Origin of the sequence: Pandoraea terrigena (assembly GCF_902459705.1) — a bacterium.
GTDB classification, from domain to species: domain Bacteria; phylum Pseudomonadota; class Gammaproteobacteria; order Burkholderiales; family Burkholderiaceae; genus Pandoraea; species Pandoraea terrigena.
In genome coordinates, this window is sequence record NZ_CABPRU010000001.1 from 105,238 (window position 1) to 127,415 (window position 22,178).

General features: G+C 60.9%; 22 protein-coding genes and 1 pseudogene. 9 read left to right on the plus strand and 14 right to left on the minus strand.

What is annotated here, in order from left to right:
• Window positions 1–22: 22 nt before the first annotated feature.
• The 7 genes from PTE31013_RS00425 to PTE31013_RS00455 form a co-directional block, all read right to left on the minus strand.
• A complete protein-coding gene (locus PTE31013_RS00425) occupies window positions 23–694 on the minus strand; it encodes a peroxiredoxin-like family protein (RefSeq protein WP_150610876.1) in 672 nt (223 codons plus the stop codon).
• Between the two features lie 56 nt (window positions 695–750).
• Window positions 751–1,527, minus strand: a complete 777-nt coding sequence (locus tag PTE31013_RS00430) for an enoyl-CoA hydratase/isomerase family protein (RefSeq protein WP_150610877.1) — start codon at window positions 1,525–1,527, stop codon at window positions 751–753.
• A gap of 66 nt (window positions 1,528–1,593) precedes the next feature.
• The gene (locus PTE31013_RS00435) at window positions 1,594–2,154 is read right to left on the minus strand and encodes a carboxymuconolactone decarboxylase family protein (protein ID WP_150610878.1); all 561 of its coding nucleotides are present in this window, start codon (window positions 2,152–2,154) and stop codon (window positions 1,594–1,596) included.
• A 340-nt stretch (window positions 2,155–2,494) separates the two neighbouring features.
• Window positions 2,495–2,890 (minus strand): integrase core domain-containing protein, encoded by a 396-nt coding sequence (locus tag PTE31013_RS00440; protein WP_174978382.1) that lies wholly within the window; start codon window positions 2,888–2,890, stop codon window positions 2,495–2,497.
• Between the two features lie 59 nt (window positions 2,891–2,949).
• The gene (locus PTE31013_RS00445) at window positions 2,950–4,008 is read right to left on the minus strand and encodes an alkene reductase (protein WP_217426215.1); all 1,059 of its coding nucleotides are present in this window, start codon (window positions 4,006–4,008) and stop codon (window positions 2,950–2,952) included.
• 59 nt (window positions 4,009–4,067) lie between these two features.
• Window positions 4,068–4,856 carry an SDR family NAD(P)-dependent oxidoreductase gene (locus PTE31013_RS00450; RefSeq protein WP_150610880.1) on the minus strand — a complete coding sequence of 263 codons (789 nt, stop codon included), beginning with the start codon at window positions 4,854–4,856 and terminating at the stop codon, window positions 4,068–4,070.
• Window positions 4,857–4,910: 54 nt separating this feature from the next.
• Window positions 4,911–5,909 (minus strand): NADP-dependent oxidoreductase, encoded by a 999-nt coding sequence (locus tag PTE31013_RS00455; RefSeq protein WP_150610881.1) that lies wholly within the window; start codon window positions 5,907–5,909, stop codon window positions 4,911–4,913.
• A gap of 389 nt (window positions 5,910–6,298) precedes the next feature.
• Between PTE31013_RS00455 and PTE31013_RS00465 the strand changes: the two genes are divergently transcribed.
• Window positions 6,299–6,742 (plus strand): winged helix-turn-helix transcriptional regulator, encoded by a 444-nt coding sequence (locus PTE31013_RS00465; RefSeq protein WP_150610882.1) that lies wholly within the window; start codon window positions 6,299–6,301, stop codon window positions 6,740–6,742.
• A gap of 153 nt (window positions 6,743–6,895) precedes the next feature.
• On the opposite strand, the gene PTE31013_RS00470 is transcribed toward PTE31013_RS00465, so the two are convergent.
• Complete coding sequence (locus PTE31013_RS00470) at window positions 6,896–7,729, minus strand: NYN domain-containing protein (RefSeq protein ID WP_150610883.1); 834 nt, start codon at window positions 7,727–7,729, stop codon at window positions 6,896–6,898.
• 196 nt (window positions 7,730–7,925) lie between these two features.
• Here PTE31013_RS00470 and PTE31013_RS00475 point away from each other — a divergent pair, with 196 nt between their 5' ends.
• Window positions 7,926–8,534, plus strand: a complete 609-nt coding sequence (locus PTE31013_RS00475) for a DJ-1/PfpI family protein (RefSeq protein ID WP_150610884.1) — start codon at window positions 7,926–7,928, stop codon at window positions 8,532–8,534.
• 2 nt (window positions 8,535–8,536) lie between these two features.
• A complete protein-coding gene (locus PTE31013_RS00480) occupies window positions 8,537–8,719 on the plus strand; it encodes a hypothetical protein (RefSeq protein ID WP_150610885.1) in 183 nt (60 codons plus the stop codon).
• Here the strand turns inward: PTE31013_RS00480 and PTE31013_RS00485 are convergent.
• On the minus strand, window positions 8,693–9,658 hold the full coding sequence (locus PTE31013_RS00485) for a PDR/VanB family oxidoreductase (RefSeq protein ID WP_150610886.1): 966 nt from the start codon (window positions 9,656–9,658) through the stop codon (window positions 8,693–8,695). The two genes, PTE31013_RS00480 and PTE31013_RS00485, sit on opposite strands and share 27 nt — an antisense overlap.
• 239 nt (window positions 9,659–9,897) lie before the next feature.
• On the opposite strand from PTE31013_RS00485, the gene PTE31013_RS00490 reads away from it, so the two are divergent.
• The 4 genes from PTE31013_RS00490 (at window position 9,898) to nadC (ending at window position 14,053) form a co-directional block, all read left to right on the plus strand.
• Window positions 9,898–11,232, plus strand: coding sequence for an MFS transporter (locus tag PTE31013_RS00490; RefSeq protein ID WP_150610887.1), 1,335 nt, complete (start codon window positions 9,898–9,900; stop codon window positions 11,230–11,232).
• A gap of 53 nt (window positions 11,233–11,285) precedes the next feature.
• Entirely contained in the window at window positions 11,286–12,278 is a 993-nt protein-coding gene (locus tag PTE31013_RS00495) for a PhnD/SsuA/transferrin family substrate-binding protein (protein WP_150610888.1), read from the plus strand.
• A 207-nt stretch (window positions 12,279–12,485) separates the two neighbouring features.
• A complete protein-coding gene (locus PTE31013_RS00500; protein WP_150610889.1) occupies window positions 12,486–13,076 on the plus strand; it encodes a MarR family winged helix-turn-helix transcriptional regulator in 591 nt (196 codons plus the stop codon).
• A 131-nt stretch (window positions 13,077–13,207) separates the two neighbouring features.
• Entirely contained in the window at window positions 13,208–14,053 is an 846-nt protein-coding gene (gene nadC / locus PTE31013_RS00505) for a carboxylating nicotinate-nucleotide diphosphorylase (protein ID WP_150611542.1), read from the plus strand.
• A gap of 176 nt (window positions 14,054–14,229) precedes the next feature.
• Here nadC and PTE31013_RS00510 read toward each other — a convergent pair whose 3' ends face one another.
• The 3 genes from PTE31013_RS00510 to PTE31013_RS00525 all read right to left on the minus strand — a co-directional run bounded on the left by PTE31013_RS00510 (window position 14,230) and on the right by PTE31013_RS00525 (window position 18,298).
• Window positions 14,230–15,405: a Gfo/Idh/MocA family protein gene (locus PTE31013_RS00510; protein WP_150610890.1), complete on the minus strand. Its 1,176-nt coding sequence runs from the start codon at window positions 15,403–15,405 to the stop codon at window positions 14,230–14,232.
• Window positions 15,406–15,421: 16 nt separating this feature from the next.
• Window positions 15,422–16,753 (minus strand): Rieske 2Fe-2S domain-containing protein, encoded by a 1,332-nt coding sequence (locus PTE31013_RS00515; RefSeq protein ID WP_150610891.1) that lies wholly within the window; start codon window positions 16,751–16,753, stop codon window positions 15,422–15,424.
• 681 nt (window positions 16,754–17,434) lie between these two features.
• Window positions 17,435–18,298 carry an alpha/beta fold hydrolase gene (locus PTE31013_RS00525; RefSeq protein WP_150610893.1) on the minus strand — a complete coding sequence of 288 codons (864 nt, stop codon included), beginning with the start codon at window positions 18,296–18,298 and terminating at the stop codon, window positions 17,435–17,437.
• 122 nt (window positions 18,299–18,420) lie between these two features.
• Between PTE31013_RS00525 and PTE31013_RS00530 the strand changes: the two genes are divergently transcribed.
• Window positions 18,421–19,272 (plus strand): LysR substrate-binding domain-containing protein, encoded by an 852-nt coding sequence (locus tag PTE31013_RS00530; protein ID WP_174978383.1) that lies wholly within the window; start codon window positions 18,421–18,423, stop codon window positions 19,270–19,272.
• Between the two features lie 384 nt (window positions 19,273–19,656).
• On the opposite strand, the gene PTE31013_RS00535 is transcribed toward PTE31013_RS00530, so the two are convergent.
• Window positions 19,657–20,526 (minus strand): LysR family transcriptional regulator, encoded by an 870-nt coding sequence (locus PTE31013_RS00535; RefSeq protein ID WP_150610895.1) that lies wholly within the window; start codon window positions 20,524–20,526, stop codon window positions 19,657–19,659.
• 139 nt (window positions 20,527–20,665) lie between these two features.
• On the opposite strand from PTE31013_RS00535, the gene PTE31013_RS00540 reads away from it, so the two are divergent.
• Window positions 20,666–21,838, plus strand: coding sequence for a multidrug effflux MFS transporter (locus PTE31013_RS00540; RefSeq protein ID WP_150610896.1), 1,173 nt, complete (start codon window positions 20,666–20,668; stop codon window positions 21,836–21,838).
• Between the two features lie 6 nt (window positions 21,839–21,844).
• Here the strand turns inward: PTE31013_RS00540 and PTE31013_RS00545 are convergent.
• Window positions 21,845–21,973: pseudogene (locus tag PTE31013_RS00545) on the minus strand (DUF2274 domain-containing protein); the annotation flags it as partial.
• Between the last annotated feature and the right edge of the window lie 205 nt (window positions 21,974–22,178).

Genomic DNA, 22,178 nt, shown 5'->3' on the forward strand with positions numbered 1-22,178 from the left:
CTTAAGCGCTGAGCAGTGTGGCTCAGGCGTTGGCGGTCGCCTTTTCCAGAACCGGGAATATATGAGACGGGTCGGGACGACGCGTGTAGTCCGGATTGACCTCGGAATACAGCACGATGCCGTCCTGTCCGATGACATAGCGCGCCGGCATCGGCAAGGTCCAACTGGGATCGTTGTTGAACGTCGGCAGATCGTTCTTCAGATTCTTGTAAAGCTCGACCAGATAGTGGGGCAGCGCGAAACGCAATCCGAAGTCGGCGCCCGTCTGACCGTTCACGTCGCTCAGCACCGGAAAACCCAGTTCGTTGGTGCGCACCGACTTGCGGCTATTGACCGGCGTCTGCGGTGAGATCGCCACGACGTTCGCGCCATATGTCTGAATCTGCGGCAGCACTTCGTTGATCGCCTGCAATTCGATATTGCAGTACGGGCACCAGACGCCGCGATAGAACGTCACGACCAGTGGCCCCTTCACGAGCAGCGCTGCGGAAGACACGTCGTTGCCATCCTGATCTTTCAGGTTGAAGTGCGGCGCGCGATCGCCGGCCTTAATGGCTCGGGCCGCCTGACCGCTCGCAATCAGTTCTGCCGTGGCGCGTTCCATCACCGGATGAATCTCCGGCGGCGCGTTGAACGGCGGCTTGCCCGCCTTGAAGTCGGCCCTGAATGCATCGAGTTTGTCTTGCAGTGACATGAGTGTTCTCCGTCGAGAGAAATAGAGGAATTGAGGAAACCAACGCGCCGGTGGATTCAGGCTACGTTCTGCGCTGCCGCAATGCGCGCCACTTCGGCCGCAGTGATACCTTCGAGCGCCAGGCCGTAGCCGATGCCTTCGTCGATCACGCGACGCAGCCGCTGGGTCAGGCCGATGCGGGTGTATTTGGTGGTGAGCGGGGGCTGCTTTGCGATAGTCGCGGCGATGGCATGCGCACGACTGAGCAGTTGATCCGCAGGTACGATCTCGTTGACGACGCCCAGCGACTTGGCCTCCGCAGCGTCGAGTTTTTGCTGCGTGAGCACGAAGTACCGGCCGCGAATGCTGCCGATCATTTCCGGCCACAGCAGATGGACGCCATCGTTGGGGGCGATGCCGAACGCCGCGTGCGGCATGTCCTGGAACACCGTCTCGGGTGTGGCCACCACGATGTCGCACAGCAGGACGTATTCCGAATGCAGCAGGACCGGGCCGTTCAGCGCGGCGATCATCGGGACTTCGACGTCCAGGACGTTCATCAATATCTTGCGGCCTTCGCGGAAGATCTTGTCGTAGCCGCGCGGAGTAAAGAAATCGAAACCTTCCGGCGAAATCGCGTCCATGAAAGCGTCACCGCTACCGGTCAGGATGACCACGCGGTTATCCGGGTCTTCGCCGATCTGATGGAACATGTCGGTGAACTGTTCATGCGTATGGCCATTGAAGACGAGCTTCGCGCCGTCGGTATGGAAGCGGACTTCGAGCACACCGTCTGGCGTACGGGTCAGTTTGGCGTTGGCGTATGCGTCTTTATAGCGGTCGAACGTGGACATTTCGCTTCCTCGGTGAGCTTCGATATGGCGTTGGACGAGAGCCGCGAGGCGGCTCCCCGAGACGGCTTAGGCAGCGACCGGTTTGGTCCACTCGTTACCGGCCATGAAGCCGTCGAGTTCGGTGTGGACGATGTGGTTCGTGTAGTTGCTCATCACCTTGGTTGCCACGCCCAGAATCACTTCGAGGACGTTCTGACGGGTGTAGCCTGCGGTGAGAAAGGCGTCGACATCAGAGTCGGGAACAAAGCCACGCTCACGCACCACGAGCGTCGTGAAACGATGCAGCGCTTCGAGCTTTGCATCCGGCAGCGGCGTGCCGGCGCGCAGCGCGGCGATCACGCCTGCGTCCATCTTGATCATCTTCGCCAGCGTGCTGTGACCGGCCATGCAGTAGTGGCAGTTGTTCTCGAAGTTCGAGGTCAGGTAGACGACCTGCTGTTCGTGCGGCGTCAGCGTGCTCTTTGAGAACAGATCCCACAGCGCCGAGTAACCGGCCAGCAGCGCGGGCGATTCCGCCATATGCGCCTGAAGGTTGGGGACGAAACCAAACGCGCGCTTCGTGTCTTCAAGGCTGGCCTTCGAGGCGGCCGGTGCGTTATCGATCGTGTAGGTTTGGAAGTTGCTCATCGTTTTGCTCCTGCTGGTTGACGGTGAGCAAATGATGAAGGCCAGCGCTTTGTCGAAGAAGGCAGGCACCGTCGATAACAGTCATTCCTGGCAGGCATAAAGCGATGGTTGAAGTGCTCACGCCTGAGGGGGCAGATGGTCTCACGCAACGGGATGGATCGTTTTGAATCTGGTCGACGGGTTTTGATCAATCAACTTTAGGGTGAGACCGACCGCTCCAGCTTCAAAAGTGGCCACACAGGTCGCGGGGGAGCAATTGACCGGCTCTGGGTCGGGAACAGCCGCTGGCCGTGGCAGCAGTTAACGCTGTCCTGTAATGACCCAGCGGAACCTGCTCAGGTTAGGCGGCTAACGCGAGCGCCTCAGTTGGGGTTTTCATCTTCAGCGCCTGGTGGGGCCGTCGATGGTTGTGGAACTGAATCCAGTCGGCAATCGCGCGGCATGCGTGCTGCAGGGTCTCGAACCGATGCTGGTGCACGCATTGCTTTTTCAGCGTGCGAATCACTCGTTCGACCATATCGTTTGCTGAGGGCAATGCGACATGATGAACGCCTGGCGCAGGCCGTAGCTTCGAACCAGGGCCGAAACGAGCGATCACCGCTTGCTCTAGTGCATTCGAAGCCGTAGCGGCCCTGCCGCTGCGCGACAGGTGCCCGCCCAGCCGTTCTCGCGTGTGGCGATTGATCACCAGTGCCAAAGCCGCCCTGCCGTCACGTTCAGCCCAATCGTCTGTCATTGCCCCTTTCCATGGGCTGCAGGTTGGCCAGAGCGGTCAACTTATCCGGAATCGGATTTTCAATAGTCGGTGTAACCCTTTTCTCCCGGTGTGTAGAAGGTAGCGAAATCAGGTGCAACCCATTCCTGCCCCGACTTCAGCTTGGCTACCAGATCCGGATTCGAGATAAACGGGCGACCGAAAGCCACCAGATCGCCACGCTCTGCGTCGAGATCCGTATCGGCCCGGGCAGCATCGTAGCCACCGGAGAGAATGTATTGCCCGTTGAACGCGGCACGGAGCCTGGCTTTCAACTCAGGGCTGACTTCAGGCGCCCCCATGGCGCTGTGATCCACGATGTGGATATAGAGCAGGCCGAGCGCATTCAGCTCGTCGATCAGACGCAGGTACACGTCATCCATCTCGGCATCCGGCGTCTGGGCATTGAAGACACCGTACGGCGAGATGCGGATGCCAACGCGCTCGGCACCAATGGCAGCGACGGTCGCCTTGGCGACTTCGACCGCGAAGCGGATGCGGTTCTCCACCGAACCACCCCAGCGATCGTGGCGCTGATTGGACGCCGTATTGAGGAATTGATCGATCAGGTAGCCGTTGGCTGCATGCAGCTCGACGCCATCGAAGCCTGCCTGTATGGCCAGTTTGGCCGACGACGCATATTCGGCGATGCTTTGTGCAATATCCGCTTCGCTCATTTCGCGGGGTACGGGATGCGGCTGCATTCCGTCGGTGTCGGTCCACATCTCGCCGGGAACGGCGATTGGCGACGGAGCCAAAACGCCGGCGCCGGCCGGCATGTTCGCGGGGTGGCTGACACGCCCGGTGTGCATCAATTGAACAAAAATCCTGCCGCCGGCTTGGTGGACGCCATCAGTCACCGGTCGCCAGCCCTGTACCTGCGCTTCGTTGAACAGTCCGGGGATGCGTGGGTAACCCAGGCCGTTGGGCGATGGCGAGGTGCCTTCGGTAATGATCAGTCCGGCGTCCGCTCGTAGGCGGTAGTACTCCGCCATCAGTTCATTGGGCAGGTTGCCGATTGCCCGGCTGCGCGTCAGCGGCGCCATGACGATTCGGTTCTTCAGCGGCAGGCTGCCGAGCTGGGTAGGCGTGAATAACATGTTGTTCATTGAAATTTCCTTGGCGTGGGGTTCACGTTCAGTCTATCTGGATGAGGCGCTCAGGCTTGTGGCTGATATCGTTCAGCCGCATGGGCCTGTCGAATATCCGACACCAGCCCTTGACGCGCACCATCCAGCGCATCCCAGCGCTCGGCGACATGAAGCGGAGGTATCGTGACCAACTCGCGACGGTCGAAACCGACCAGTGCAGCATCGACCAGTTCGCCGACTTCCATCACCTCGGGGAGGGTGTTGACATCAATGCCGGCACGCTCCCAAATCTCGGTGCGCGTCGATGCCGGCAGGACCGCTTGCACGTAAACGCCCTTCGGGGACAGCTCCAGGTGCAGACCCTGTGACAAAAATAGAACGAAGGCTTTGGTCGCTCCGTAGATCGACATGCCGAACTCGGGCGCGAAACCAACCACCGAGCCAATGTTGACGATTGAACCCGTACCGGACTGCGCGAGGCGCGGTGCGATCGCAGCAGCGAGCCGCGTCAAAGCGGTGGTGTTGAGCGTGATCTGGCGTTCGATGGCCTCAGCGGATTGCTCCAGGAAGCCCCCCGATTGAGCCATGCCCGCGTTGTTGATCAAGACGCCGATACGCGCGTCATTCCGCAGCCGAGTTTCAAGCACAGACAATTCCGCGCGGTTTGTAAGGTCGGCTTGCAGCACTTCGACCGCCACATTGCTTTCCTCATGCAAGCGTATTGCCAGCGCATCCAGGCGCGACTTGTCACGCGCAACAAGGACAAGGTCGTGGCCACGGCGGGCGAAGCGCTCGGCGTAGGTGGCGCCGATGCCGCTGGAGGCACCGGTGATGAAGACAGTCGGACGTGTGGTCATGGATTCTTCCTTTGCATTAGTTGTGCTGGTGGTGGGGGGGAAACACAGTTGCCGTCACATCTTGACCACGACCTTGCCCTTGGATCGTCCTTGGGCGAGGTACTCAAGTGCCTGCTTGGCCTGCTCGAACGGAAACACCTTGTCGATCACCGGCTTGATGCGATGAGCTTCGAGAAGCTTGCCGATTTCTGTGAGTTGAGCGCCGTCGGGGTGCATGAAGAGAAACGAGTAGGTGACGTCCCGCTTTTTCGTGAGACGCATGATTTTGCGGCTCATCATTCCGAATACGAACCGTAGAACGAAGTTCAAGCGCTTGGCACGAGCGAATGCAGCGTCCAGCGGGCCGATGAGCGAGACGATCCTGCTTCCCGGTTTAAGGATGGAGATGGATTTTTCAATCGCGTCACCCCTGACGGTGCCAAGCACCGCGTCATAGCCGCGCAGCACGTTCTCGAATTCCTGTTTCTTGTAGTCGACCACCTCGTCTGCGCCCAGGCTACGCACCAGTTCGATGTTGCCCGTGCTGACGGTGGTGCCCACCTTGGCGCCAAGGTGCTTTGCCAACTGGATCGCAAATGTGCCGATCCCGCCGGATCCAGCAGGTATGAATACCTGCTGGCCGGTCTGAAGATTGGCGCGTTCCTTCAACGCTTGCCACGAGGTGAGGCCGACCATCGGGATCGACGCGGCTTGCACGAAGTCCAGATTGGTCGGTTTCGGCGCGGCAGCGCTCTCCGGCACGACCGCGAGTTCGGCAATCGACCCTGTACCGAGGTCGAAGATGCTGGCGAAGACGGCGTCGCCTGGCTTGAAGCGGGTCACGTTGCTGCCAACCTCAGTCACCACGCCGGCCAGGTCGCTACCCAGTGTGGCCGGAAGCTGAAAATGCAGAACCGGTTTGAACGTCCCGGTCGGAATCATGTTGTCGATCGGGTTCAGACCGGCGGCGCGAACCTGGACCAGCAGTTCATCGCTCTTTAGCGTGGGGCGGGGTACCTCGGTGAGCCCGATCTCGGGCGATTTGCCATAGCGCTGGAAAGTGAGTGCTTTCATGGTTTGATTCTTCATCCTTGGCATTTCATTTTTATCTGTTCAGATCAGCCGGCGAGGAAGCCCAGCACCGTGGGCACATCAGCCCGGTAGTGCTGGAAGACGCTTCCGTGCCCGGAACGGGGCCGAGTTCCCGGTAGGCGAAAGCCACCCGGCCAACGTGAATCGTGCGGGTCGGGACATCTTTCCATTTCACGTTGCCCATCGGCCGTGCCATGCCGTCGCGGTTGCGCCGATGCCAGGAGAAGCGCCGGTTACCGGAGCGATGCCGGAATTGTTCCTGCTCATCAATGAAATCTCCGTGCCGGGTGGATTGCTAGTCCCTAAAGTGTTAGTATCGAACTGATAGTAACAATACTACCAATTTGAGACTAAGTCACTATTAAAATAGTATGGACGATGAAAATTGTTGCAATAACTCCTGCCCGATTGCGCGCAGCCTGACCGTCGCGGGAGACGCGTGGAGCATATTGATCCTGCGGGACGCCCATGCCGGCCTTACCCGCTTTGACCAATTTCGGAAAAGTCTGGGCATTGCGCCGACGATGCTGACTCGCCGGCTGGCGGCACTGACTGAGGAGGGGCTGCTGGAGAAGCGGCGCTACTCGGAGCACCCGCCACGCGAGGAGTATTTGTTGACCGCTGCCGGTCGCGACTTTCTGCCCGTGCTGTTCATGATTGGCGAGTGGGGGCGCCAACACCGGGGCGGCGGCCAACTGATCCGTTTCTTCGACGTGGAAACGGGCACGGAAATTAGAGCGGTCGCCGTGGACGAGGTCACCGGGGCGAAGATCGGCACTCGTCCCATGCGCATGGTCACGCCGGACGAAAGCTGAGAGGTGATCCCACCTACTAGTCCGTTCCTGCGCCTATAAATGCCGTGGCGTCGACGGGGGCATGAGTTATTTCTGTGTCGACGCACGATTGTCGCGCGTGTGGGTTTTTAAAGGGGGGCGTTTGGCGGTTAGGCCAAGGTCCGAGTTAGTGAATTAGTGCAGCCGCAGAAGGTGATCCTTCTCTCCCTTCTTGACTTCGACGACGGCATCCAATGCCTTGAGCATCTCGCTGAAGCTCGCATAGCCATGATCCTTGGGATCAAAGGTGGGGTCCAGACGCTTGATCATCGGTAGGACGTTAGCCTTGTGGACCCAGGCGTCACCCTTCGATTCTGCTAACAAGCGAATCGCGCGCCGGAGCATGTCTGCCGCAGGATCTTTCGGCGGCGAGGACGCATCCTCTGCCGCGGGTCTTGCTTCCTCACTGGAGACCGGCTCCACCAGGCTGTCGTAGTACCGGAACTCGTGGCAACTCTTTGCCCAGTGCTTATTGGTGTTCTTGCGATTGCCAATACCAATGAGGGTACGGCCGGCGGCCTTGATTTTCTGGGCTACAGGCATGAAATCGCTGTCGCCACCGACGATGATGACCGTGCCGATATGGTTGAAGCGACTAATGTCCTCCGTGGCATCCAAACAGAGCTTAATGTCAGCACCGTTCTTGGCAGAGGCGCCAGGAGGGAAGAGCTGGATGAGCTCTACAGCGCTTTGCAGCAGCGCATCTCGGTATCGGCCGAAGAACTGCCAGTTACAGTACGCCCGATTGATCGCAACGGGGCCAAACGAAGAGCCAAGCTCTACCAGCGCCTGGATATCTACTAATGGCTCCTGTGGCTTGAAACGGTTGTCCTGCTTGGCGTAGGCACCTTCCCCATACTTGGCCTCGACGAGTCCAGCGTGGAGATTCTCAAAGTCCCAGTAGATCGCCACTGAACGGCCATTTCCGATATCGTCGTCCAAATTCCCCTCCCACGTTTTGCTTTCCATGCATGCTAGCAGGGCATCCAAATTAAGCCCATCACCCCAAGGATGAAATCTTCGGAGCGTGGCTTGGGTATCGGCTGCCGGTGATCTGCTTGGCTACTTCGGGCCGTACGTGAATGTATCCATGACAAAAATTTGATTGTGCTGGATATTCTGCCTACGATGCCCCCACCGCATCAACCCGATGGAGTACCGACACATGCATATTGCCATCCTGACCTTTGATGGTTTCAACGAACTCGACTCCTTGATTGCGCTGGGTATCCTCAATCGCATCAAGAAGCCCGACTGGCGTGTCTCCATTGCCTGTCCGACAGCCAGCGTAACGTCGATGAACGGGGTCGTGCTCCAAAGCCAGATATCTCTTGGTGAGGCCGTCGAAGCCGATGCAGTCCTGGTTGGCAGTGGTATGAAGACTCGGGAGGTGGTCGCAGATGCGTCGCTGATGGCACAACTGAAGCTCGACCCCCATCGACAGTTGCTGGGGGCTCAGTGTTCAGGCACCTTGGTGCTGGCCAAGCAAGGACTGCTTGCGGCCATTCCAGCTTGCACCGACCTGATAACCAAGCCCTGGGTGCAGGAGGCGGGTGTGGATGTGCTCAACCAGCCTTTCTTCGCCAAAGGGAACATTGCAACGGCAGGTGGTTGCCTTGCGTCGCAGTATCTCGCCTGCTGGGTCATCGCCCGTCTGGAAGGTCTCGAAGCCGCTCGGAGCGCGATGCACTATGTCGCACCAGTGGGCGAAAAGGAAGAATACATCGAGCGCATGCTGCGCAATGTCACCCCATACCTGAACGAGGTGAGCTGACCATGTCTATCCCAAGCCCCTTCGGATTTATCGAGGTGCGCTTTTGGGACGCTAAAAGCTCGGTCGCGCGCCCGATCTGGATCGACATGACCGCGCCCGAAGCGGTACGCCTCATCGCGGCCGGCGATGAGGCGCAAGAGATGGGTTTCGCTTCCGGCTCAGAGATCGAGCACCAACTCTGCTGATTTCGCGCGCGATACACAGACCATGATGTGCGCTTCCTTCTCGTCATCGCGCAACACGAGATCCCGATGATCGGCCTCGCCTGAGCACAGACCAGTCTTGCAAGAACCGCAGGTGCCGCTTTCGCACGAACTCGGCACGCGAACGTTCGCGTCGCGCAACACGTCGAGGATCGAGCGGTTGGCGGGAATGTCGAACGACCTACCGGTGCGGGCAAGCCGCACGGCAAACGGCGTGTTTTCGCGCGCATTCGCGTTGCTCGCACCGAAGCTCTCGAAGTGGACGGTGCCCGACGGCCAGTGACCCGTCATGTCCCGCACCGTGTCCATCAGCGCCTGCGGGCCGCAGCAGTACACATGCGCTGACTTCGGCCGCTCGAATACGGGCCAGAAGTCGAACGCTTTCGACGGGTCGCCGTGATCGTGGTGAATCGTCACGTCCGACCGCCACGCGTCGCTGCTGAGTTCATCAATGAACGCCGCGCCTTCTGGATCGCGGGCCAGGTAGTACAGTTTGAACGAGCGCAGACCTTCCGCTCGCAGCTGTCGCGCCATCGACAGCATCGGCGTGATCCCGATGCCGCCCGCGACGAGAATGAATGATTTCGCCCGCTCATCGAGCGGAAATTCATTGCGGGGCAGGGATACATCCACGGCGTCGCACGCTGTCGTGTCGTCGACGAAGCTCATCGAGCCGCCGCGTCCGTTGCCGTCGCGCTTCACCGCGATGACGTAACGATTGCGCTCCTGCGAGTCATTGCACAGCGAATAACTGCGTCGCAAACCGTTGGGCACCACAACGGTCAAGTTCGCGCCCGCCTCGAACGGTGGCAACGGCGCGCCTTGCGGGTCGGTCAGATCAAAGCGCCAGATGTCACGGGCGATCTTCTCCTTGCCCGCAATCTTCAGACGAAGAAAACCGTCTTCCTGGGGTGTCGTCATGTCTGTCTCCTTCTGGCCGATTCGGCGCTGCGTTGCCTCAATATGAATCGCATATTATTACTAGATCTCTAATATTGCAAGTCGAGACGCGCGACACTTTGCGACCTTGCTCTCGGTATAAACCCGCGCTTGCCAGCGACAGAAAGCCGCCGTAACCTTTAAATTAGAAATCTAATTATGTGATGAGTGGAACGCCTGTTCCAGCCGGCATCACAAGTGAAATTCGGAGAGATTGAGACATGGCACATTCAACGTTGCACTCGGGGGGCGCATCCCTGCCTGCCGTAGCCGACTCGGCGGTCGAGGAGGCGACTTACCGCAAGATCACGCTGAGGTTGATGACCTTCCTTTTCTTTTGTTGGGTCCTTAACTACCTCGATCGCGTCAACGTCAGCTTCGCACAACTGCAACTGAAGCACGATCTCGGTTTGAGCGACGCCGCTTACGGGCTTGGAGTGAGTCTGTTTTTCATTGGCTACATCCTGCTTGAAGTGCCGAGCACGCTCTTGCTCCGCCGCATCGGCGCCCGCAAGACCGTCACGCGGATCATGCTGCTGTGGGGGGGTATCTCCACCGCGATGGCGTTCATGACCGCTCCGTGGCAGTTCTACCTCGCCCGAACGCTCCTCGGCGCGGCGGAGGCGGGCTTCTGGCCCGGGATCATCCTCTATCTCTCGTACTGGTATCCGGCCAAACGCCGTGCTCGCATCACGTCGCGATTCTTGCTGGCGATTGCAGTTGCAGGCATCGTCGGCGGACCGCTTTCCGGCTACATCCTGCAAAACTTCATGGATGTTTGGGGCTTTCGCAACTGGCAGTGGCTGTTCTTCCTCGAAGGATTACCCGCTGTGATTGCGGGAGTCGTTGCGTATTTCTACCTGATCGACAGGCCGCAGGAAGCTGCGTGGCTGACCGATGAGCAAAAGCGTCTCGTCATTGGCGCACTGGAGGAAGAAAGCCGCAGCAAGCCGCATGACGCACCGAGCAATCTGCTCGCCGCGCTGCGCGACCCGCGCGTGTACGTGATTGCCGCGGGCTGGGCCACGGTGCCCATTTGCGGGACCATCCTTAACTACTGGACGCCGACGATCATCAAACAGGCAGGCGTTTCCAACCTGTTGCAGATCGGCTTCATGTCGGCCCTGCCTTACATCGTCGGCGCCATTGCCATGTTGTTCATCGCGCGCAGCTCGGACCTGCGCCTCGAGCGCCGCTGGCACTTCGTCAGTGTGACGACGGCAGGCGCGGCAGGCGCTGTGCTCCTCACCCTGGTCACGCATAACTGGCTCGCTGCGATCGGATGCCTGAGTCTCGTCTCGATCAGTTATTTCGCGGCCGCAGCGATTATTTGGACTATCCCGCCGACGTACCTCAAAGGCACGGCCGCCGCCGGCGGCATTGGTGTGATCAGTAGCCTCGGGCAAGTCGGCGCCTTCTTCGCGCCTATCGTGCTCGGCTGGGTGAAGAGCGTGAGCGGCAGCTTTTCAGCGGGCATCCTGCTGGTCGCATTGTTTACATTCGTAGGCGGCATCGCCGTGCTTCTGGGGGTTCCGCGCGAGCGGCGAGCACAGTAACGCGCGACGCTGGGTGAGGCACCAGGAATTTTCATTGTAAGAAGGGAACAGGAATGAGCAAGCTTCAACTTTCCATCGCCGTGGGCAACTACGACCGGATGCGGCCGCTGATCGACGGCGACGTCCAGATCGACGGCGTGGATCCCGTGTTTATGTTGCAGGACCCGGAGGAGATTTTCTTTCGTGCGTTCCGCCACGCTGACTATGACATTTGCGAGCTTTCGCTCAGCAGCTATTCGGTGAAGACGGCGGCGGGAACGTCGCCGTACATTGCCGTGCCGGTCTTCCCGTCGCGCGCGTTCCGCCACAGCTCGATCTACGTGCGCGCCGATCGCGGTATCAACCGGCCTGAGGATCTCAAGGGCAAGCGCATCGGTGTGCCGGAGTATCAGCTCACGGCCAATGTGTGGGTCCGAATGTTCCTGGAGGAAGAGTACGGCGTGAAAGCCTCGGACATCCGCTGGGTGCGCGGAGGCTACGAAGATCCCACGCGCGTGGAGAAAATTGCACTCAAGCTTCCCGAGGGCGTGGTGCTGGAAAACGCGCCGGAGGGTCGGACGATTTCGAACTTGCTGGCCGAGGGCGAGATTGATGGCGTGATCGGACCGCGCGCACCGTCGTGCTTCGACCGCGGACATCCGCAGGTGAAATATCTGTTCGTCGATCCGCAGAAGGCCGCCGCCGAATGGTACGAGCGTCGCAATCTCTTCCCGATCATGCACACGCTCGGCATTCGCAAGTCGCTCACGGAGCAGCATCCGTGGCTGCCCGGCGCAATCGTCAAGGCGTTCGAGAAGTCGAAGGAGATCGCGCTCGCACGCCTGAGCGATACTTCGGCGACGAAGGTGACGCTGCCGTTCATCGAGGACCAGTTGCGCAACGCGCGACGGCTGATGGGCCACGATTTCTGGTCGTACGGCTTCGCGGAGAACGAGAAAGTGATCGACCGCTTCCTCGCCCAGCATCATGCGGAAGGGTTGTCGAGCCGCCGCGTGCAGCCCGCTGAACTATTTCACCCGGCAAGTCTGGAGCGCTTCAAGATCTGACGTCCCGCCCCGCTGGTTCGGTCGCCGCCGTGTGACTGGCCAGATACCACGGGGCGTTGTGTTTCGCGACCCGCACTGAACAAGCGTACTGATGTATGCGCGGAAGCGGCAGCGCGCGAAGTCCCGCCGCACCCCTCTGCCGTGGCTCATGCGCCGGATTCGGCGATATGATTGCCGTATGTTTAGTTATTTTGGGATGAGGAAGGCATGGCAACAGCACGCTCCCTTGGCAAATCCAGGGCACAAAGCACAGATCCCATTCTCCGGCACTGGCGCGACGCGGTGCCGGACGATCGTCTCGCCCACCTGGTCAAGGATGCAGCCCGCGCGATGGTGCGCGGACTGCAAATGCGCCTCGCGCAACATGAGGTGTCATTTGGCCACTGGGCTTTCCTGCGCGTGCTCTGGGTCAACGACGGGCTCACGCAAAAGGAGCTCAGCGACGAGACCGGAACCACGACGCCCACCACCTTCAGCGCGGTGCAGGCGATGGAAAAGCTCGGTTATGTCGAGCGCCGTTATGCACCCGACAACCGCAAGAACACGCACGTCTATCTCACCCCACGCGGCCGGAACCTCAAAAAAAAGCTCGTCCCGCTTGCAGAAGAAGTCAATGAGATCAGTGTTGACGGCTTAAAGGCGACCGAGATTAACGTCGCGCGCAAGGTTCTGCTGACGATCATCGAGAACATGGCACGCGACGAATCCGAGTCGAACGACCCGGCGCGTCGCATTCCGTCGACGCGCGAGGTAGGTAATCTCATCGCGGCACGCGCCGAAGCGTCCGAACACGATTGACGCGCAGCGCGACACTTCAGACCATTCCCATCTGGCTATATTATTATAGATCTAATAATATTGGTGGCCGTGCCCACGCACGATGGAAGGCCACTGCATGCTGCTTTCCCGCTCAAAATACGGATACTGGAATGGATGAAATGACCCGCGCGGCGATGTTGCGCAACGTCCGCGATGCGCTTGCGGAAGATGTCGGCAACGCCGACTGGACGTCGCTGCTGATCAATCCCGACGCCTCAGCCGAGGCTGTCCTGACCGTGCGGGAGCCCGCACGGCTATGTGGCAGGCCGTGGTTTGACGAAACACTCCGGCAGGTTGATCCGCGTATTGCGATTGAGTGGTTTGTCGGCGAAGGCGAAGGGATGCACGAAGGGCAGATCGTTTGCCGGATCACCGGTCCAGCCCGCGGCATGCTCGTTGCCGAGCGCACGGCGCTCAACTTCCTCCAGTTGCTTTCGGGCGTCGCCACCGAGACAAGCGCGATGGTGTGCATCGTCGAAGGCACGGCGGCGCGCATTCTCGACACGAGAAAGACGCTTCCGGGCTTGCGCCTCGCGCAAAAATACGCGGTGCGTATCGGCGGTGGCGAAAACCATCGTCGTGGCCTGTACGACGGCATCCTGATCAAGGAAAACCATATCGCGGCCGGGGGCGGCATTGCCTCCACTATTCGGGCGGCGCAGGCTCTGGGGGCGGGCGTACCAGTGCAGGTCGAGGTGGAAACGCTCGCTGAGTTAAACGAAGCGTTGGCCGCGGGCGCCACGGCGATTCTGCTCGACAATTTCTCGCTCGACGCGATGCGTGAGGCCGTGGATGTCACCGCAGGGCGCGCTGAGCTGGAGGTGTCAGGTGGCGTTACGGAGGACGCCCTGCGCGCCATTGCGGAGACCGGCGTGGATCGTATTTCGTTAGGCAAGCTGACGAAGCACGTCACGGCGACCGATTTTTCGCTGCGCTTTGCGGCGTTCGCCGGGTAGCGCAGTCGGGCGCACGTTTGCGTCCCGCAGAAGCTGGGGCGGTGGCCTGTTGTCAGCTTTCCAGTTTTCCAACTGTCCGGCATGCCGGAAGCGCCGATAAAAAATCCCTCGTTTTAACTGTACTTGGCTCAGTTCAAAACGAGGGTAACAAGGGATCTTGCGCTTTCCTGAAGCGATCAAAGGGTTACATCTGCGCCCGTTTCGCTCGACTTCAGAATCGCGATGCAGATTTCCAGCGTGCCTTTCGCCCATTCGCCATCGTGCAGCGGTCTGCGTCCGTCGACGACCGCGCCATACAACTCGTCGATGACTTCAGCGCGCGGCACGACGGGCACAGGCAGCGGCAGCGTTTGGCGCTGCTCGTCGCCGTAGATGACGATCGAATCGGGCAGCGGGCGCAGGTCCGCATGCTCGCAGGACACGATGATCGGGCCGAAATGCTGATGGAATCGTTGTGGCTCGTCCGCGGCGGCGGTGGGCGGTTTGTATGCCGATCCGCCGTAGGTGCCAGCGGCCTTGAGGTCGGCCTCGTCATCCGAGGACGCGAGCGTCTTCAGCCGGCGGCGGGCGCTGCCGTACGTATCGGGGCTCGTGCGATCGCCCATTTCACCGATCCAGCCGCTCCACTCTTCGGTGTTGAAGTGGCCGTAGCCGTTGTATGAGAGCGAGGCATAGGCGCCGTTTTCGAACCAGATCAGCGCCGAATAGGCCCCCTCGGTGGGGCGCGACGGATCCCACCGGCCGACACTCGCACGCAGCCGGATTGCGCGTGAGCCGGCCAGCATGCGCACGATATCAACCTGGTGCGCCGCCTGGCTGAAGACGGCACCGCCGCCTTCAGCGGTCGCCAGCTCCTCGGGCCGACGCGGGCGATACAGGTAGTCGGTGTAGTTGACGGCCTGGATCATCTTCACCGCGCCGAAATCGCCGAGACGGATCAATTCGCGCGTACGCAGGTACGGCGTATCGAAGCTGTGGCAATGGCCGACGATCAGATGCACGCCCGCGGCACGGCATGCGGCGATCATGCGGTCGCAATCGGCGGCGCCGAGCGCCATGGGTTTCTCGACCAGTACGTGTTTGCCTTTTGCCGCGGCAATTTCCGTGTGCTGCGCGTGGAACTGGTGCGGGCTCGCAACGTAGATGATCTCGACGTTATCGTCATCTGCCAACTCCGCCACGTCCGCATAGGTGGGCGCCGCGAAGTCGGCGGCGAACTGCCGCCGCGCATCCGCACGCGGATCGCACGCAGCGACGAGCTGGACTCTGGGGTCGCGCAGGAAGGTCGGCAGCATCAGCGAGAATGCCCGTCCCAGTCCTGCGACCCCGATGCGCAAACGGCGCTGCTCCATAACCGTGTGCCTCCCGTTATTGCTTGACCTGATAGTCCGTTGCGAGCGCGGCCGGCTGGTCGGCGAGTTCCGGGTTCCGCTTGCTGACGTAACGCACGGCATACGTGCGCCAGTCGATTTCCTTCGGCACGACGGCCTGGTACGAGCATGTGTCCTGGGGAATCGCCTTCGCACCGGTGCCAATGGCGTTGCCGTCCTTGTCGAATTCCGCGAGTGCGTCGAGCATGCGGCGCCGGAATTCGACGATCGCGAGATCGCTTGCCCCGAGACGCTCGTCAGAGCGGTCAGCGATCGGACCCATCGTGACCCACATGGCGATGTCCTGGTTGGGGAAGCCCGAAATGCCCGTGAAATTGCCGGCCTTCATCGCCTGGCGGTCCTGCCAGAAGCGGTTGTCGTGATTGCGCAGCGGGCGATAGTGCTGGTCGAGATCGATGCCGATCTGCTGACGCAGGAACTTGCGCCAGGTCTCAGTTTCCGGTGTCGTCTCCGGATCGCCCCAGGCGATGAAGTAGAACGCCGTGTTCGTGTCGTCCATCGGCACGTTGATGTTCGCAACGTTGTAGAGATTGTTCGGCGGAATCAGCACGGTGCCCGGCGCCACGAACACCGTCGAGCGTACGTAGTCGTGCGTGCCGGCGTTGAAGATCGGGCGGCGCAGCGCGGCATAACGGAAGCCGTAGTCGGTACGCTCGACCTGCAGGCGGGGGGCCTTGTCGGTGGAGGGGCGCAGCCAGTTCTTGTCGGTCGCTTCGGCGCCACCGACGCGTGCCGGCACGAAGTCGGACGAATGCAGGCTGGAGCTGTGTGCGGAGTCGATCGCGCCTTCGAGGATCTGCGCCCAGTTGCACGGCAGCAGTGCTTTCGCGATGCTTACGCGGGTGTCGGCGGTCGGTGCCCAGGTCGGCGGCAGGAAGTCGGGAATGGCGTCTTGCGGGCCCATATACGCCCACACCATGCCGCCCCATTCCCGCACCGGGTAGGCCTTGTGCTTGACCTTGTTGGCCATGCAGCTCGTCGCCGGCTCGGACACCATTTCGAGCACGTTGCCCCCGACATCGAACTTCCAGCCGTGATACAGGCAGCGCAGGCCGGCGTCTTCATTGCGGCCATAGACGAGCGATGCGCGACGGTGCGGGCAGTACTCGTCCAGCACCCCAACGCGGCCTTCCGAGTCACGGAACACGACGAGATCCTCGCCAAATACGCGCGCCTTTACCGGCGCGCCATCCGGCTCGGCGACTTCTTCGATCAGGCAAACCGGTGTCCAGTGTCGGCGCATCAGTTGGCCCATCGGGGCATCGCCTTCGACGCGGCACAGCAATTCGTTCTCTTGGTGGGTCAGCATGTCATGTCTCCCGGCGACTGGTCGCCATCATCAGCAGGTGTCGCATAACTATATTAGATATCTAGTTAAAATGGCAAGAAGCTTTCTGGAGCATCCGGGAAAATACGCATGATTGAAAGTGCCGCTCGACCGGAAACGTGGACCTGTCGCAACGAACGGAAGAACAGGCGGCGCACCAGCAGAACGCAGCGAGTCTCGCGCAGTTCAAACCGGCTATCACCGATAACTCGCCGAATGCGTCGAAGAGACACTTACTACCGTTCGACAAGTTGACGGCGTGCTACGAGAGATCGCGTCCGCGTCTGAGGAGCAACGCAACGGCGTCGAAGCGCTGTCACGCGCGTTGTCGGAGATCAATGTCGTCACACAACACAATGCAGCCCTCGCGGAGGAATCCGCTGCTGCGATTGAAACGGTGCGAGATCAGGCGAGAAAACTGCTCGATAGTGTTTCGAGTTTCAGGCTGGCATGGGAGGGGGCGATTGTCCGATGCCAACCGGATGGGAGAGCCGGAATCCGAGATCAAGCGGCTGCAACGCCCATGCCATCGCGCGGGCATCCAATACCCCTCCAATGCAACATGCGACCGTCGGGCGCGCCCTACTTCTGCAACGATGCACATCCGCCTTCGGGCGAGCCAGCCTGTTCACCGTGTGACTGACATCAACCCGTACAGCACACCTACCCAGCCAATTGCACAAGCGCCCGATTGAATGCGCCAGGGTTAGCGATGTTCATGCCATGCGAGGCGCCAGCGATGGTTTGACGCTCAGCGTGTCCGATCCACTCCTGAAGTTTCTCGACGGTGTTCCGGAACATGCGCGGGCTCTTCTGCCCGTCGATCAACAGCGTCCGGCACTGGATTTCACGGGCCGCTTCACGGGTATAGGCGGGCAGCGGATCGCGCAACTGCTTCGGCAGCGTTACGGCATTGTCCAGCGCCATCCTGCGGAAGCCCTGCGTGCTCTTGCCCCAGAAGCCCGGCATGGTGACCGAGTCCACAAACAGGTTCAGGCCGGCGTCGAATTTGCCTTGCTCGATCAGCTCCGCGGCCTTCGCTCTCAACAATTGCGTGGCAGGCGGCAATTTGCCGGTCTCCGCTTGCGGCGTTACCTGCAACGGGCCGCCGGGGTCGGCCAGCGTGAGCGTCTTCACTAGGTGGGGGTATTGGCGTGCCAGATGAAACGCCACGCAGCCGCCACGTGAGTGGCCGACCAGATGCACCGCGCCAAGGCCCAACGCCTCGATAAACTCCGCCACCTGCACCACGTGCGCTTCCCAGCTGAAGTCACCGTGCCCGAACGCATGAGTCTCAGGCCAATAGTGGCCCAGACTCGGCGCGAAACAGCGGAAGTGCTCCGACAACGCGGCGAGCTGCGGATCCCAATAGCGGTAATCGCACAACGACCCATGCACAAAGACCATCGGCTCGCCACTTCCGGCTTCCACGTAGGGCACAGAGGCACCTGACGCGGTGGAAGCAAAGTTGGGTTGCGGCTGCACACCGGCAAGAGCCAGGGTCGTCAGGGGCGTGTGGGCATTCATTGTCAAGACTCCAGTTTCCCAAACTTTGCGCCAATGCAATCGAAAAGAAAATCGCATAATATTGATGCAATCTTTCAGTTTTTCTGATGCATATACGCGAGCCAGTACACATGAGTACCGAGATGAAAGCCCTGGATATCGGCGTTCTCACCATGATCGTCGCCGTTGCGGATACGGGCACGATCAGCCGAGCTGCCGACCTGGTGCACCGCTCGCAATCGGCGGTGAGCATGCAGATCAAAGCGCTGGAATCGGCGCTTGGCAAGGTCCTCTTCTTACGTAAACCGCGCAGCGTGGTGCCGACGCAAGACGGAGAGGTGCTTCTGGCGTACGCGCGGCGGATCATTGCGCTGCGCGACGAGGCCTGGGCTGCGGTCGTGCGGCCGGACGTGACAGGCCGCGTGGTGATCGGCGTACCGGACGATTACGCGTCGTCGCTCTTCCCGCCGATTCTCAAGAAATTCTCGGCCAGCTATCCCAAGGTCGAAATCCAGGTGATCGGTTTGCCAAGCGTTGCGCTCGCGCCGATGCTGCGCGACGGCACGGTGGACCTCGTCTGCGCGACGCGGGTTAAAGGCCTGACCGGCGAGTTCTTGCGGCACGAGCCGATGGTGTGGGCAGCCGCCCCGGGCGCGACGGACATTTGGCGAGAACGGCCACTGCCCATCGCGGTGTTCTTGCCGGGAAGCGTCGCACGCGAGAAGGCTATTCGGAGCCTGGAGCGCGCAAAAATCGCGTATCGAACGTCGTATGAGAGTCCGAGCCTGCTGGGTCTGCTGACGATGGCCCGAGCCGGCCTCGCCATTACCCCGCTGGCGCGATGTGCCGTGCCGTCTGACTTTACGTTGCTCGGGGCGGCCCATGGTCTGCCGGAGATCGGCACGCTTGAGATCGTCCTTGCGCGAAGTGTGACGTCCAACCGCCAGCCCTGCGATTTTCTCGCGGAGCGCATCATCGCTGAACTAAATGCATGAGTGCGCGGGGATGAGCCTCGCCTGACTGCCCAGGCACGCGGACGAGGCCGCTTTGTTCCGTGCACATCTCGGCGCCACTGCCGTTCTCAAGCGCATTCTTTGGAAGATCGCGAGCGACCGACATAAGAAATGTCCTGCGTCTAGTCAGTCGCGAGAATTTTTCGAAGGCCAGAAACTTATGTAGGGCGCGGGGTTAGCTCAACTTTGCGCCGCGTCACGGAGCTGCGGCCTGATGGGCTAGGAGCTACACAGGCGCATTGCCGAAGACAGCCGGGGCGCACTGCATCGGGGACGACTGCCTGCAGATGGCACGCTTGTCTTGGAATGGTGGCCTCTTGGTCGTCGCGCCTCAAAGCAACTACGTGGCTTGCCCATGCCTGACGTTCAATCGCCGAAAACCGATGTGAGCACCTCGACGACGACACGCACTCTGGCCGTGCGCGCCAAGTCTTGGTGCAACACCAGCCACGCCTCGTAGGGCTTGGCCCGCCGGCACTCCGGCCATAGCCGCACCAGCGCGGGATCGCGCAAGGCCAAGTACTCGGGTAACTCGCCGATGGCCAACCCGGCGCGTACGAAGGTCGTGAGCATCAGGCTCGAATCCAGTTCGGCAACCACGCGACCGTGCGCCCTGGATTCACCCGCCAGCGTGTCGTCCTGCCGGCCGGTCACACCCTCCTGGTAGAGCGCAATGTCGTGGCCCGCAAAGCCCGTTCCGGGTTGTGGTTCACCATGTTTGGCCAGGTAGCCTCGGGTTGCATACAGGCCAACGTCCCAGCAGCCGAGTTGGCGAACGATCAAGTCCGGTTGCGCCGGCCGAAGGGTTCGTACAGCAATGTCGGCCTCCCGCCGCGCCAGGTCGAGCAGCCGCGTCGTGGTGCTCAGGATGACTCGCACCTCAGGATAGCTGGCGCGCAGGCGTTCAATGGCAGGAACCACGAAATCCACCGCCAACGCGTCGGTGGTGGTCACGCGCACCTCACCGGCCACGCGCGCATCGGCACCTTCGCCGCGGCGCTCGAAGGAGACGGCCATGCGTTCCATGTCCTCGGCCATGCGCAACACCTGCTGGCCGGTGTCGGTCAGCACCAGGCCGCCTGTGGTGCGCAGGAACAGCCGACTGCCCAGCGCCTGCTCCAACGCTGCCAGACGCCGTCCTACCGTGGTCTGGTCGATGACCAGTTGTTGCGCCGCGCCGCGCAGGGTGCCCGCACGCTGAATGGCCAGGAATATCCGCACGTCGTTCCAATTCATCGCCACCTCGCCAATACTGCAAATATGCAGTCAAGCGCTGCAATTTCATGCATTTTCACATGAAAGATACCTCCGTAGCATGGCGTCTATCGCTTTCGGACCTTTGACGAGCAGCCCGCCCGGTTGCCCTGGATATGTCATGCCTCAATTACCCTTCATCCTGACCGTCGCCATGCTGAGTGCCTTCGGGCTAATTGCTTCGGACGTTTATCTGCCCGCCATGCCAAGCATGGCCACGGAGTTCGGCGTCGCCGACTGGCAGATGCCGCAGACAATCTCGTTTTACCTACTGGCACTAGCAATTGCCCAGTTGGGCTACGGGCCACTGTCGGACCGCTATGGCCGCAAGCCCGTAGTGCTGGCCGGCGTCGCCCTTTACATCGTCGGCTCGGTGGGCTGTGCGACCTCTGCCACCTACGACGGGTTCCTGGCGTGGCGCATGCTGGAAGCCGTCGGCGCGGCTGCAGGTCTTGTTGTTGGCCGCGCCTTGATTGCGGACACCTGCGACAAGCGCACCTCAGCGAAAGCCTACGCAGTGATCTACCCGCTGGTTTCGCTGTCTCCAGCTCTGGCACCGGCCATAGGCGGACACTTGGCAGCGGCCTTCGGCTGGCGGTCTGATTTCTTGTTCGTCGCCGCGTTCGGCGTGACTGCATTGATGATGGTGATGGCGCTGCTACCGGAAACGCTACCCGTTGCGGCCCGCACTCGGACCTCTCCCTTTGCTGGTTTCAATCATGTTCTGCGCGACTGGACTTTTCTTCGCTACACATTGGTTGTCTGCACGATTTATTGCGCTTGGTTCGTCTACTTGACCCAATCGCCGTTCCTGTTCGCGCGGCAGGGCCTGAGTGAAGAACAGAGCGGCTGGCTGTACCTGCCGCTGACGGCCGGGATCATCGGCGCCAACCTGCTGACCAAGCGACTGCTCGACCGCTGGCCCTACGACCGCATCGTCGCTGCCGGTATTGCCTGCTTCGTTTTCGGCGGCTTAGCCTTCCTGGCTGTGGTGTCACTGGGACTGCAGGGCGCCGCGGCCGTGGTATTGCCGATGTGCCTGGTCAGTTTTGCGAATGGTTCGTCGCTGTCGCTGGCAGTCTCGGGCGCCGTCGGCAGCGAGCACGGATATGCGGCCACTGCGTCGGGGCTGGTCGGGTTCTGCCAGATCGGCAGCGCAGCGCTGGTGGCGATGGGTGTGAGCGCGGCCTTCGGCACCAGCTTTGGCGTGCTGAGCGGCGCGGTGCTGGTGCTCGGCCTGATCGCGCTGTCTACTTGTCTGCCGCGCCCCGAACGCCGGACGAGCGAGGTTTGAGTACCATCAGGCACGCCTCGTGAATCCTGGATCCCCCGTCATGAACGCTTCCAGCATGTGTGGAATCAGCGTCGCGGCATCGACCACCTCGCCGTAAGTCTGCGCATGCAGCGCCGCATAGCGGTCGAGGTCGGCCGTCGGCGGACTTAGTGGGTTTGCGCTTAGCCATGATGACTCCTCGGAAAGACCCGGATTCCAAGGGCCGGATAGGCGTCAGGCGGTCGGAAGTCAGGTCGGGTTTCGGAAAGCACTGGCATATGTTGAACTCGCCCAAGCTATTGATAAACCTGCTGTATCGGGCCGTGGCGTAGTCCAGCGAATTTCGGTGCTGGAGTCATCG